The organism is Wolbachia endosymbiont (group A) of Longitarsus flavicornis, assembly GCF_963931955.1.
Taxonomy (GTDB): Bacteria; Pseudomonadota; Alphaproteobacteria; order Rickettsiales; family Anaplasmataceae; genus Wolbachia.
Genome location: NZ_OZ008337.1, coordinates 557,178 through 569,676, shown reverse-complemented (window position 1 = coordinate 569,676; position 12,499 = coordinate 557,178). Strand labels below are relative to the sequence as shown.

Here is a 12,499-nt window from a genome sequence, read left to right as displayed (position 1 = left end):
GAACTAAGTAGCAGCATTAAAAATTATAACGTATTCCTACTTCTAGAATCGCGTCCGGTATTTGTACTGGTGGTTTAAAGCCACTTAGTTGCCCGCCTGCGGTAATACCAGCTGTACCAACTATCTGTGGAGCAATTTCATAATCAACACCAACCTTTAGTTTATAGGAAATAGAACCCAGTATTTTATCTACTACAGATGCCTCCTCTGCAGCAGCTCCATCCCCTTCTGAAGATTCACTTGCTTTACCAAAGCCAAAAGGTATTACTTGTAGGTATCCTCCTAAACCTCCGCTGACATATAGCTTAACGGGATCAATATCAAGGTCAGGGTAATAACGGTAATTTGCTAATAAGCTAGCCCCCATTTTCTTTTCTTCTTTACCAAACATATCACTTATGTCAGTGAGAACCTCAAGTTCAAACTTAGAGTTTTTGTCATGATGATAACCAAAAACAACGCTAGGTTTTATTTTTAAGCCACCACCCCATCCAGCACCAAAGTTTAAACCTGCATAGTACTGATCTTCTGACTTACTTGCACTATTATTAGCTGCACCTGCTAGAGATGATGTGAGCAACACAGCTAAAGCACATAATCTTTTCATTTTCATATAACTCCTCATACAAAAAAATATATAATGCATAAGTATATATCCTTTATATTAAAAAAGATATAATCGCATGTTAAAAAAAGTATAATCATAAAGTCAAAGGTGCGCTACGGATTTTTTATATAACTATATTTACTATCTTATTTGGTACAGCATATACAGCGCGAACTTTATTTTGATCGATTTTACTGGACACGGAGTCTATCGCTATTTTCTTCAATTCTTCTTGAGGTAAGTTAATTGCCACTTCGATTGTCGCACGCAACTTTCCATTGATCTGCACTGCTATAGTTACCGTATCGTCAACTAATAATGATTCATCAGCTTTTGGCCAAGGTTGACCTCCTATTTCTTGCCATAGGCTTTCAGCCAGATGTGGCATGAACGGTTCAATTACTCTGATTAGTATACATATACCTTCATCAATAAGAGATTTTCCAGTTTTTACATCTATTTCAGCTATTAAATTTGTCATTTCACGGAATTTTGCCACTACACAGTTTAATCTGCAGCTTTCCAAGTCATCTGTAAGTCCGTGTAAGAGTTTATGAATTTTTTTTCTGTACTCTAGAAGTCCACCCATAACACTTTTGTTATCATAGTGCATATTCACAGGCTTAAGCTGCATGACCATACGCCACAATTTATTTACATAACGAGAACAACCTTCCACGCCATCATCGGACCATTCCATATCTTTCTCTGGAGGAGTGTCAGACAACACAAACAAGCGGGCAGTATCAGCACCATACTTTTCTATGATAAAATTTGGATCAACTGTGTTCTTTTTCGACTTGCTCATTTTCTCGACTTTTCCAACTTGAACCTTAGCTCCTTGTGCAATCAACTCTTTTGCTTCTTCGGGAAATAGCCACTTACCATTTTCGTCTTTATAAGTTGCATGGCAGACCATTCCTTGAGTGATTAAAGTAGAGAAAGGCTCTTTAATATCAAAATAGCCACATTTGATTAAAGCACGGCAGAAAAATCGTGAGTAAAGCAAATGCAGAATTGCATGCTCTATTCCACCTATATAATAATCAACAGGCATAAAACGATTACACGCATCTTTGTCTATTGATTTATCTTCGCTACAGAATGCAGCAAAATACCAAGAGGATTCAAAAAAGGTGTCAAACGTATCAGTTTCACGCTCTGCTTGCTTTCCACATTTTGGGCAATCAACAAATTTCCAAGTAGGATGTTTATCAAGTGGATTGCCACCACTTGTGAATTCCACATCCGCGGGCAGTATTACAGGCAGGTCTTTTTCTGGCACTGGAACAGTACCACAGTCTTTGCAATATATAATAGGTATAGGGCATCCCCAATAACGTTGTCTCGAAATTCCCCAATCATGTAAACGATAGTTTGTTGTTTTCTCACCTATCCCTTTTTCTTTGAGCTTTTTAATGATTACTTCCTTTGCTTCACTAACCGTCAATCCATTTAAGAATTCAGAGTTGCACATTATTTCGCCGCCAGTGTAGGCTTCTTCTAGAGTCACTATGGCTTGTGCACCCTTTTCACAAATAACAGGAATAATCGGCAAACCATACTTCTGTGCAAATTCAAAATCACGCTGATCATGTGCAGGGCACCCAAAAATCGCGCCTTCCCTATATTCCATCAACACAAAATTCGCTATGTAAAGCGGCAATTCCTTATCAAGAAATGGATGCTTGACGTTTAATCCGGTGTAAACTCCTATTTTTTCGTCATTTTCCTCCTTTGCTTTCATGCCATCGATAAAGTCTCGTATTTCTTTGTCCTTAAGATCCTGCACAATAGGGTGTTCTGCTGCTACCGCAAAAAAAGAAGCTCCAAACCAAGTATGAGGAGAAGTTGTAAAAATCTTTAATTTCTTATTTAAGCCAACTATTTCAAATTCTATGGTGATCCCTTCAGATTTTCCTATCCAACGCTCCTGCATTGTTTTGACTTTTTCTGGCCAATTTTTTAAACTTTGCAAGCACTTGAGTAAATCTTCAGCGAAATCAGTAATCTTTAAAAACCATTGGGACAACTTACGTTTTTCAACAACGGCGCCTGACCGCCATCCTTTTCCGTCGACTACTTGTTCATTTGCAAGCACTGTTTGGTCTACCGGGTCCCAGTTAACCCACGACTCTTTTCGGTAGGCAAGCCCATGCTTTAAAAAATCCAGGAAAAATTTTTGTTCGTGTTTGTAATAGTCAGGTTCACATGTGGAGAGTTCACGCTCCCAATTATAAGAAAGACCTATAGATTTCAACTGTGTACGCATATTATCTATATTCTCTTTCGTCCATACCGCAGGGCTAATATTATTGTCCCTTGCTGCATTTTCAGCTGGTAATCCAAACGCATCCCAGCCAACTGGGTGCAAAACCTCAAATCCATTAGCTCTCTTGTAACGCGCTATCACATCCCCTATTGTATAGTTACGTAAGTGTCCCATATGAATTTTACCAGATGGATATGGAAACATTTCCAACACGTAACACTTTTCTTGTTTACCGCTCTTGCTTACAGAAAAATCCCATTTATTTTGATAAAATTTTTCAACATTTTTAAAATCATATTTCATATCAATCCAAATTTAATCACAGTTTGTGTGCACCAAAGGATCAACCGCTTGGCCATTATGCCGTATTGTGAAACACATCTGCGGGTCTTTATCTTGTGTGCTTGATTTACCTGCAGATCCAATTACTTGACCTTGTTTTACTTTATCACCAATTTCAACATGTATGTTTTTTAAATAGGAGTACACAGTCATGTAATTATCTTTGTGTTCCACTATAATTAAATTTCCATACCATCTCAGCCCTTTGCCTACATATATCACTTTGCCGGGTGCAGAGGCAATTACGTTCGTTCCATTTTGAGCAGCAATTTTTATGCCATCCTTACACGTTTCATCAGAAGAGGTAGCTGAACCTTTAACTGGCATTACAAATTTACAATTTACCTCCACGTTTTGTGCATTATTGTTATCTCTGTATATCCTATTTATGATGGCTTTTCTACTTTCTTTTTGCACTGAAGGCTCCCTAATTAAATGGTACTCTCTTGTATATTCCAGATCTCTTTTTCCGTAAAATTCTTCGCCTTTAAGCAGCACAGGTGCGGGTTTTTGCAGGCCACAGCCTATTAATATTGCTAATAACATAAGAAATGAGGCTATATGCCACATTTTAAACTCTCATAAAACTCCAAAATTTTAGCGAGACGTAGTGTTTCACGTCTGCTTGTTACTTTCCTCGCTATTTATTTTACTAGTTAAATAGTCTCTCAAATCGGTGAGTTCTTGCAACAAATTCTTTGTGACTTTTATATCATTACCAAATTCTTTTTGCACTCCTTTTATTGTATATCCTTTATCATATAGCATGTATTTTACTTTCTTTATGGCCTCTATACACTTACGATCATATAGCCTTCTTCCTTTACGCTTTGTAGGCTTAATTTGATGAAATTGACCTTCCCAAAATCTCAAAACATGCTGTTCCAAATGTAGCTCTTCAGCTACTTCCCCAATCGTATAAAATAATTTTTCCTTGTTCATTAATTATTGATTGATTTTTTTATAATTTTTGAAGGCCTAAAAGAAACTGAATTTCTTGCCTGAATCATCACTTTCTCCGATGTATTTGGTATATTTCCTGGCCTTTCCTTCTTTTTTTTGACCAAGAATGTTCCAAATGACGATATTTTTACTATTCCATCCTTTGCCAAGCTCGTCTTTATTTCGTCCAATATATCATCTATTATCGAAGCAGAGTCTTCCTTTGATAATCCTATTTCTTGGTTTATATTTTCAGCTATTGTTGCCTTAGTTACTGCTGTGTCTTTTGTTATAACATGATCCATAATTGAGTAAGTATTGCAATATTTAAACACAATATAGCAACTGACTTAAGGTTCAGCTACTTTATTTTTTAGGGTATGTCTCTTTTGTAGCATAATTTAAAATACTAGCAACTGCCAACATTGCAAATATCGCAAAAAGCGCCATTTTATGATCTGTAAAAAGTGCTAACATTGACACTACAATTCCGCTGACAATAAACATAAACCCATTAGACTTCTTTCAAAATTGTTAGAGGGAGTGTAAGATGAAGTATTTGAAAGCATGAAATATAAGGAAATAGAAAAGTTAGAAGGAGAAAAGTTTCGACGTTTAACAGGGGTAAAAAAAGCAACATTTGAGCGAATGGTAGAAATTCTAGAAGTGGAGGATAAAAGAAAAAAAGCTAGAAGTGGAAGAAAAAGTAAACTTTGCATAGAAGACAGGCTACTTATGGCACTGGAATATATAAGAGAATATCGTACATATTTTCATATTGGGCAAAGCTATGGCATGAGTGAAAGTAACAGTTTTAAAATAATAAGATAGGTAGAAGACATATTAATAAAACATCCAGATTTTGCATTACCAGGAAAAAAAGAGCTATTAAAGAGTGATGTAGAATATGAAGTTTTAGTAATAGACGGAACTGAAACGCCAGTAGAGAGACCAAAAAAAAGCAAAAGCCCTTCTACTCTGGAAAGAAAAAAAGGCATACTATAAAAACACAAATAGTAACAGAGAAGAAGAGTAAAAAAGTCATATGCACATCTTTCTCGAATGGTAGAAAACACGATTTTCGGATGTTTAGAGAATCAAAGGTAGCAATATTACCGGACACCAAAATCTTAGCTGATGCCGGCTACAGGGGAATGCAGAAGATACACAAAAATGTTGTATTACCGCACAGGAAAATGAAAAAGAATCCGTTAAGCAAAGAACAAAAAAAAGAGAACAGGGCACTTATGAGCCAAAGGGCAATTGTTGAAAACGTAATTGGCTTATTGAAAAGGTTTAAAATCATCTCGGACAGGTATAGAAACCGACGAAAACGTTTTGGTTTAAGGTTTAATTTGATTGCTGCAATTCACAATTTTGAGCTCCATACATGAATTTTGAAAGAAGTCTAATGACATCCTCCTAGTAGAGATCGCTTTTGTAATTGCAACATTCGTGCAATCTTTAGCCATAATATTTAAGAAATTTACCAAACGAAAAAAAAGGCAAAAGAAGCCCCGTGGTTGGCTAATTACTTACATTATACTTTCAAGTATGGCGTTTTTTTATTCTAAACGTTTAATAACCGCGATTTAGCTGCTTTTAAGCCGCAACTAATCTAAATTATAAACGTTAAGAAATTTACTAAACAGAAAAAAAGGCAAAAGAAACCCTAAGGTAGCTAATTATTCACTATCCATTTTTTAAGTTGGCGTTTTTTAATGTTTTAAATGCTTTATAAGCGTATTTCAGCTTGTGTAGGTAAAAACCCAGAAATTTGATAAAGACATAGAGTGCACATAGTGCAAAAAATTAAACATGAGACGCCAGATACGTGAGTTTTTTTGTCATTTAATCTGTACAGAGAAGATAAATAAATAGCTTCAGTACCATGATAAGGGCGCTGGCGGAGTTTGTCAAGTAATTTTTTACATCTAATGCTCGGCCAGTGCCTGCATGATACCACGTATTATCTATACCAAGGAGTTCTGCTTGTAGATATTATACCAACAATCCACTATTTTTTTTATGTCTTGTGGTTTAGTTTCTGGACCTATACTGATTCTAATTGAACACTCTGCTTGCTCTTTTGTTGCCCCCATTGCAAGCAAAACATGGGAAGGCTCAACTTTTCCAGAAGAACACGCGGAGCCATTACTAACTGCAATATGATTCAAGTCAAAATGCATGAGCTGCACATCACTCTTTACTCCTGGCATATAAATAAAACTTGTGTTTGGCAGCCTCTTAGAGCTTTTACCGAAGATTCTTATGTCACTGGCAAGATTTAATAATTCACACTCTAATTGATCACGTAGCTCCTTTACTTCATCCATTTTTGATAGAAGGTCTGGAATATTTTGCAGTGCAGCAGAAAGGCCTGCAATCGCAACAATATTTTCCGTACCACCACGAAATCCCTTCTCTTGTCCACCACCTATTATAATAGGTTCTATCGCAAGTTCTTTATTGAATATTAAAACTCCACTGCCTGCTACACCGCCAAATTTATGGGCGGATAAAGTGAGTAAATCCACTCCTAAATCTTCCATATTAACTTTAATTTTCCCAACACTTTGAGCAGTGTCAGTGTGGCAAATTGCTCCAAATTTGTGTACTATTTCAGCTATTTCCTCAATAGGTTGAATAACTCCGGTTTCGTTATTTGCCATCATAACTGAAACTATTGCTTTGTTTCCTTTAAGTTCGCTTAGAATTTTTTCTAGCTCTAAAAAGTCAACAATGCCCTCCTGATTAACGGGTATTATATATGGATTACATGCAGAATTAAGAATTGAAGGATGCTCTATAGCTGAAATTATATGCAGATAGCCTGCTATTCCTCTCATAACAAGGTTATTCGCTTCAGTCGCACCAGACGTAAAAACTATTTCTTTATCACTTAGAACACCAATAGCACCACGTACGTTATCTCTTGCATCCTGAAGAATCTTCCTCGCTTCTTGTCCTCTTTTATGTAGCGATGATGGATTGAGCGTTTGTTTTAACAAGACCTCAAATATACTTTTTTTTACATTCTCGCTAATTGGAGCAGTTGCATTGTAATCAGCATATACGCAACCACTATTTTCTAAAGAGAATGGACTCATCTGTCACTTAAATAAGTTTACCATCAACTATAACCATAACTATGTACGTTAGCTTTAACACGATAAAAAATTTATTGCAAAAACAGCGAAATTAATACATAATTAATAACTCATGTCATCAATACCTGTCAAGCGGGTTCTTATTAGGAGTTACCATGGTTGAAGTTTTTTTGAATAATGCAACAAGAAAGATAGAAGGTGAATACCATCAAAGCAAAAATGCCAACGCGCCGGTTGTGCTGGTTTTACATCATCATCCTCAATATGGTGGTAATATGGATAGTAAAATTGTACATAGTACATATACGTCTTTTATCGACAACAATTTTTCCGCATTGAAAATTAACTTTCGTGGTGTGGGAAAATCTACCGGAACTTTTGATAAGGGTATAGGAGAATTAACTGACACTGCGGTAGCCATTGATTGGCTTCAGGAACATAATCCTAGCAATGTTCCAATTTGGATCGCTGGTTTTTCTTTTGGAGCATGGGTGGCTATGCAGCTAACAATGCGCCGCCCTGAGATAGTGGGTTTTATTGCTCTTTCTCTTCCGGTAACTAAGTACGATTTTTCTTTTCTTTCTCCCTGTCCAGTTTCTGGGCTTATAATACAAAGCAGCAATGATACAATCTCAGAAGAAAGCGATGTAACAGAATTAGCAAAAAGGTTGATAAATTCAGTAAAAAGTGATCACATGAAATACCATATAATAGACGATACTAATCACTTTCTAAGGGATAAAGAAGAGGAAGTGACTCAAATCGTGGACAATTATATAAAACTGCGCTTGAATAGTGCAACTATTTCTTCTCAAAAGGTCAAAAAAGAGGTAAGAGTAAAAGAATATGCCTAATCTTTACAAACAAGAGAAATAAGTGTAGTAATATAAATGAAAAGGTTTTGTTATGTTTAAAAAGCTATTATTTTTTGTTTTAGCTGTGTTTATGTTATCGGGGTGTTCCCTAAGTAAACAGCGTAAGTTAAGAAGTCCGTGTATAAAAAGCAATGAAAGCATTTCATGCGAGTTGTACTCTGTTAATGATCATTGGTTAGATAAGTATAAGGCATAGAAATTGTGCTATTTTTCCTATTCACAACTTCACTAATGATCGATCTCTCAATTGGAAAATGCAGTCTGCCTTTTCTGCAAGGAGATGATTGTGTGTTACTATAAGCATAGAGCTGTTATTTTCCTTTACGTATGAATGTAGCAGTAAAAACACGTTAAAAGAATTTGTTGGATCTAAATTTCCTGTTGGCTCATCTGCAAGTAAAAGCTTTGGAGAATTTACAATGCTTCTTGCAATTGCAATTCTCTGCCTTTCCCCACCCGAAACTTCAGATACCATGCTACTTGCTTTGTTTTCCAGACCAAATTTTCTCAACATTGCTTGCGAATTTTTTTTTGCTTCAGCTTTGCTTTTTCCTGCAATGAGTTGAGGAAGCATAATATTTTCCAACACCGATAACTCTTGTAACAAATAGTGAAATTGATAAACAAAACTAAGAAAATTTCTTCTTACATGGGTTTTATGCTTATTATTGGCTTGTGTGCAATTTATTCCATCTATCGTAACTATACCTGAAGTTGGCTTGTCCAACAAGCCTGCGATTTGCAATATAGTTGTTTTTCCTGCACCTGAATTGCCAATCAGCGCTACTACCTGCCCTCTTGTGACACTTAGGTTGATGTCTTTTACAACAGCAGAATTATCCTTGAAGCTTTTATCTACAGAAGTTAGTTCTAGAGCTACATTATCACCCATGTTTAAAAGACCCAGAAGGCATCTAAGTTTTAGTAATAATTAAACCGAAAAACTGTTACCACAACCACATTGAGACTTAGCAAAGGCATTCTTTATTTGAAAACCAGAACCACTGAGATCCTCAGTATAATCTATAACTGAATTATTCAAAAATTTTGCTGAACAATTATCAACCATTAATACAGGATTGCCATTTTCATCATTAATTACTATATCTTTACCTTTTTCGCTAAAACTGGAATGGCTTCTATAGTCCTCGCTTTCTTCATAATCATCATCTTCGTCTTCGTCATCAAACTCATCATCGTAATCATCATCTTCATCATCCAAAGATAGATTTTTATTCATTTGATCCATAAGAAAATTGTATTTGAAGCCAGAACATCCACCGCCTGAAACTGCAACCCGTAAAACGGAACTCTTATCTCCTTCCTTCTCTGCAAGAGAGTGGATTTTTTTTAGTGCATTATCAGTTAAGTTGATGTTGTAATCTGTTGACATAGTAACCACCGTTTATTATTGATAACTTATTATAGTAGAAATTTTACATGTCAAACAATAATTTTCTATTAAATTATGCATGCTTTCCAAGCAAAACAAAAGGGAGATACTTCAAAGAGCCAGAAGATGAGAATCGCAGCTGCTTTCAGCGTGATAGGGACCGTATCATTCACTCTAATGCGTTTAGAAAATTAGGGTACAAGACACAAGTTTTTATCAATTACGAGCACGATTACTATCGCACTCGGCTTACTCATAGCCTTGAAGTTGCACAAATTGCAAGGTCCATTGCGCGTAGACTCGGCTTAGATGAGGATATCACTGAATGCATAGCGCTTGCACATGACCTTGGTCATCCCCCATTTGGTCACACAGGTGAGGATGCTCTAAAGCAATCAGTTCAAGTTGATAATGAGAAGTATGAGTTTGATCATAATGTTCAAGCTATAAGGATTTTAACTTACCTCGAACAAAAACACGCTGACTTTGATGGTATGAATCTAAGTTGGGAGGTGATTGAAGGAGTTGCAAAACATAACGGTCCCTTACTTGGTCAGAATGCAGTATCTCACACAAATAATCAGCTATTGCTAGAATACAACAAAAAATATGATCTAAAACTTGAAGAATTTTCAAGCATTGAAGCGCAAGTTGCTTCAATTGCCGATGATATTGCTTACAGTGTTCACGATCTTGATGATGCACTCAGGGCGAATTTAGTAACCATCGAAGATTTGCTGAAGGTTCCTTTAATTGAAAAAATGTTTAAAGACATAAGGAGCAGATATTCAGAATTGCCTCAGAGCAAACTCATACATGAATCACTGAGTGGAACTATAGGAACTATGATAAGTGATGTTGTTTCTCAGACTGAAAGAAATATTGAAGATCACAAAATAAAAAGTGTAGAAGACGTAAGAAGTCTAAATAAAATGCTAGTCACATTTTCACCAGAAGTTGCGAATGCTACAAAAGAAATGAAAAGATTCAACATGGAGAAAATATACAGAAGCTATAAACTGAGTAGAACGATGAACAAAGCGAAACGCATAATACAGGAACTTTTTCAATGTTTTTATGAAAACCCAGGATTACTTCCCACAGAGTGGAGTAAACTCGCTTGTGAATCTCAGCGTTCAGTAATAATATGTGACTATATCTCGGGTATGACAGATAGATTTGCCATACACGAGCACAGAAGAATTTTTGATACCTCATACGAAATGACTTCTTTCTAATGACTGATGATCATTTCATGTCAATTGCATTAAGGCTTGCAGAAAAAAATCTTGGAAATGTTGCACCAAATCCTGCTGTCGGGTGTGTTATTGTAAAAGATGGTACAATTATTAGTGAGGGATATACAGGGATCGGTGGGCGTCCGCATGCGGAGGTAGTCGCTTTGCAAAACGCGAAAGGTTCAACTCAAGATGCAACTATGTATATCACGCTCGAGCCATGTTGCCACTTTGGAGTTACAGAACCTTGCACCGCAGGAATTATAAGAGCTGGAATAAAAAGGGTAGTAATTGCAACTATTGACCCAGATAGTAGAGTTTCAGGTGGAGGCATTAAAGCTCTGAAAGAAGCAGGAATTGAAGTGAAACAAGGAATTATGCAAAAAGAGGCAGAAGAACTGAATGTCGGTTTTTTCACCACTAAAAAACTACACAGGCCATTTATAGCCTGTAAAATCGCAACAACTCTTGACGGGAAAATTGCAACATTTACAGGCGATAGCAAATGGGTAACAAGTGAAGATACGAGAAATTGGGTACAGAAGCTTAGAGCAAAATATGATGCAATTATGATTGGCAGCAATACCCTTGTTAGTGACGATCCACTCTTAACTTGCAGGTTACCAGGGCTCGAAAATAGATCACCAATAAGGCTAATTATTGATAGCCAAGGGAAATTAAAGGAAGAGCATAACATTGCAAAGACTGCAGATACCTTATATAACCATGATTTAAGCAAAGAGCCAACAGCATACCTTTCGATGTCATTCCAGCGCGTGACGCTGGAATCTAGAAAAAAAGAAGAAGAATGGATCCCAGTGTCACGCACTGGGATGACAGGAGGTTCAACTTGGGTAATTACAAACAATGAAGTAAAGAAAAAAATAAAAAACATTAACTACTTAGTAGTTAATTCAAACAATGCTGGCAAAGTCTGCCTCAAAGACATGGTATCAAAACTTGTTTCAGAAATCGGTATAACAAGGTTATTAGTTGAAGGTGGAGGAGTGTTAATCACAGAGCTATTAAAGCATAATTTAATCGATAGATTAATAATCTGCCGCAGTGGTAAAATTTTAGGCAATGATGCCACTCCTTTTGTAGGGAATTTAGAGATTGAATCCATCAACAACTGCTATCAATTCAAAAAAGTAGAGATAATAGAGTTTAGTGAGGATGTAGTTGAGGTGTGGGATAGATTATCATAACCTTTACATGCTCAAATGAAAAAAAGAGGCAGAACCATCTCTACCTCTTGTGCTATTTAGACAGCTCCTGGAGACTTAAGTGCGTATTTGTTATCAAATATTTGAGTAACATCAGGATTTCCTAAGGAAGCTTTAACTTTTTCGTTGAAATCGTTGTCATTAAGCGCTTCACCCTTAGCTCCCTCCATTACATTCATTTGCTGATATGAAGAATAAGCTTGTGCAGCAAAATATACAGCTGCAATAAATAGAACTGCAATTCCAGCAGGGCTAGCAACAAGTGCTAAAGATGCAGGTCCAGCAATTACTTTAGTAGCAATTAATATTGTTGTTATTGCTGCTGCTAAAGATGCAAGTGCAACTGTACCTTCAATACCCATTTTTGTTATATGTGCAGTGTTTTCCCACTTCCATATGTTTTGATCTTTATTTGTAGTCATAATAGTCCCCTTAAATAAGGCTAATAAAAAGATTAAGTATGTGTTAATAGATGCATGTTAGTCAAGCTATTT

The 12,499-nt window shown here is 36.3% G+C and carries 12 protein-coding genes and 1 pseudogene; 4 read left to right on the top strand and 9 right to left on the bottom strand.

All coding sequences use genetic code 11. The features are described 5' to 3' along the window. Positions 1-16: 16 nt before the first annotated feature. The 5 genes from AABM58_RS02845 to AABM58_RS02825 all read right to left on the bottom strand — a co-directional run bounded on the left by AABM58_RS02845 (position 17) and on the right by AABM58_RS02825 (position 4,468). Positions 17-613: a hypothetical protein gene (locus tag AABM58_RS02845; protein WP_338406273.1), complete on the bottom strand. Its 597-nt coding sequence runs from the start codon at positions 611-613 to the stop codon at positions 17-19. Positions 614-731: 118 nt separating this feature from the next. Continuing rightward, on the bottom strand, positions 732-3,182 hold the full coding sequence (leuS, locus tag AABM58_RS02840; RefSeq protein ID WP_338406272.1) for a leucine--tRNA ligase: 2,451 nt from the start codon (positions 3,180-3,182) through the stop codon (positions 732-734). 12 nt (positions 3,183-3,194) lie between these two features. Then, positions 3,195-3,791, bottom strand: coding sequence for a murein hydrolase activator EnvC family protein (locus AABM58_RS02835; RefSeq protein WP_338406271.1), 597 nt, complete (start codon positions 3,789-3,791; stop codon positions 3,195-3,197). A gap of 45 nt (positions 3,792-3,836) precedes the next feature. Next, a complete protein-coding gene (locus AABM58_RS02830; protein ID WP_007549338.1) occupies positions 3,837-4,163 on the bottom strand; it encodes a MerR family transcriptional regulator in 327 nt (108 codons plus the stop codon). After that, on the bottom strand, positions 4,163-4,468 hold the full coding sequence (locus tag AABM58_RS02825; RefSeq protein WP_265022178.1) for an integration host factor subunit alpha: 306 nt from the start codon (positions 4,466-4,468) through the stop codon (positions 4,163-4,165). The genes AABM58_RS02830 and AABM58_RS02825 overlap by 1 nt, the downstream gene beginning before the upstream one ends. 262 nt (positions 4,469-4,730) lie before the next feature. Between AABM58_RS02825 and AABM58_RS02820 the strand changes: the two are divergent. Next, positions 4,731-5,557, top strand: a pseudogene (locus AABM58_RS02820) (IS5 family transposase). Between the two features lie 579 nt (positions 5,558-6,136). Here the strand turns inward: AABM58_RS02820 and AABM58_RS02815 are convergent. Then, a complete protein-coding gene (locus tag AABM58_RS02815) occupies positions 6,137-7,273 on the bottom strand; it encodes a cysteine desulfurase family protein (RefSeq protein ID WP_338406270.1) in 1,137 nt (378 codons plus the stop codon). A gap of 155 nt (positions 7,274-7,428) precedes the next feature. Here AABM58_RS02815 and AABM58_RS02810 point away from each other — a divergent pair, with 155 nt between their 5' ends. Next, positions 7,429-8,127: an alpha/beta hydrolase gene (locus tag AABM58_RS02810; protein WP_338406269.1), complete on the top strand. Its 699-nt coding sequence runs from the start codon at positions 7,429-7,431 to the stop codon at positions 8,125-8,127. Positions 8,128-8,365: 238 nt separating this feature from the next. Here AABM58_RS02810 and AABM58_RS02805 read toward each other — a convergent pair whose 3' ends face one another. Together AABM58_RS02805 and AABM58_RS02800 are read right to left on the bottom strand one after the other, a co-directional pair. Continuing rightward, entirely contained in the window at positions 8,366-9,040 is a 675-nt protein-coding gene (locus AABM58_RS02805; protein ID WP_338406268.1) for an ABC transporter ATP-binding protein, read from the bottom strand. Positions 9,041-9,079: 39 nt separating this feature from the next. Beyond that, positions 9,080-9,541, bottom strand: a complete 462-nt coding sequence (locus AABM58_RS02800) for a HesB/IscA family protein (protein WP_338406267.1) — start codon at positions 9,539-9,541, stop codon at positions 9,080-9,082. Positions 9,542-9,588: 47 nt separating this feature from the next. Between AABM58_RS02800 and AABM58_RS02795 the strand changes: the two genes are divergently transcribed. Together AABM58_RS02795 and ribD are read left to right on the top strand one after the other, a co-directional pair. After that, positions 9,589-10,779: a deoxyguanosinetriphosphate triphosphohydrolase gene (locus tag AABM58_RS02795; RefSeq protein ID WP_338406266.1), complete on the top strand. Its 1,191-nt coding sequence runs from the start codon at positions 9,589-9,591 to the stop codon at positions 10,777-10,779. Then, positions 10,779-11,987 carry a bifunctional diaminohydroxyphosphoribosylaminopyrimidine deaminase/5-amino-6-(5-phosphoribosylamino)uracil reductase RibD gene (gene ribD / locus AABM58_RS02790; protein WP_338406265.1) on the top strand — a complete coding sequence of 403 codons (1,209 nt, stop codon included), beginning with the start codon at positions 10,779-10,781 and terminating at the stop codon, positions 11,985-11,987. Before AABM58_RS02795 ends, ribD begins: the two co-directional genes overlap by 1 nt. Positions 11,988-12,043: 56 nt before the next feature. On the opposite strand, the gene AABM58_RS02785 is transcribed toward ribD, so the two are convergent. After that, the gene (locus AABM58_RS02785; protein ID WP_338406264.1) at positions 12,044-12,427 is read right to left on the bottom strand and encodes a hypothetical protein; all 384 of its coding nucleotides are present in this window, start codon (positions 12,425-12,427) and stop codon (positions 12,044-12,046) included. Between the last annotated feature and the right edge of the window lie 72 nt (positions 12,428-12,499).

Coding starts and splice junctions, on each gene's coding strand:
- AABM58_RS02785 (WP_338406264.1), bottom strand. CDS start 12,427: ATGACTACAAATAAAGATCAAAACATATGGAAGTGGGAAAACACTGCA.
- AABM58_RS02800 (WP_338406267.1), bottom strand. CDS start 9,541: ATGTCAACAGATTACAACATCAACTTAACTGATAATGCACTAAAAAAA.
- AABM58_RS02815 (WP_338406270.1), bottom strand. CDS start 7,273: ATGAGTCCATTCTCTTTAGAAAATAGTGGTTGCGTATATGCTGATTAC.
- AABM58_RS02835 (WP_338406271.1), bottom strand. CDS start 3,791: ATGTGGCATATAGCCTCATTTCTTATGTTATTAGCAATATTAATAGGC.
- AABM58_RS02795 (WP_338406266.1), top strand. CDS start 9,589: ATGTCAAACAATAATTTTCTATTAAATTATGCATGCTTTCCAAGCAAA.
- AABM58_RS02830 (WP_007549338.1), bottom strand. CDS start 4,163: ATGAACAAGGAAAAATTATTTTATACGATTGGGGAAGTAGCTGAAGAG.
- AABM58_RS02825 (WP_265022178.1), bottom strand. CDS start 4,468: ATGGATCATGTTATAACAAAAGACACAGCAGTAACTAAGGCAACAATA.
- AABM58_RS02845 (WP_338406273.1), bottom strand. CDS start 613: ATGAAAATGAAAAGATTATGTGCTTTAGCTGTGTTGCTCACATCATCT.
- leuS (WP_338406272.1), bottom strand. CDS start 3,182: ATGAAATATGATTTTAAAAATGTTGAAAAATTTTATCAAAATAAATGG.
- AABM58_RS02805 (WP_338406268.1), bottom strand. CDS start 9,040: ATGGGTGATAATGTAGCTCTAGAACTAACTTCTGTAGATAAAAGCTTC.
- AABM58_RS02810 (WP_338406269.1), top strand. CDS start 7,429: ATGGTTGAAGTTTTTTTGAATAATGCAACAAGAAAGATAGAAGGTGAA.
- ribD (WP_338406265.1), top strand. CDS start 10,779: ATGACTGATGATCATTTCATGTCAATTGCATTAAGGCTTGCAGAAAAA.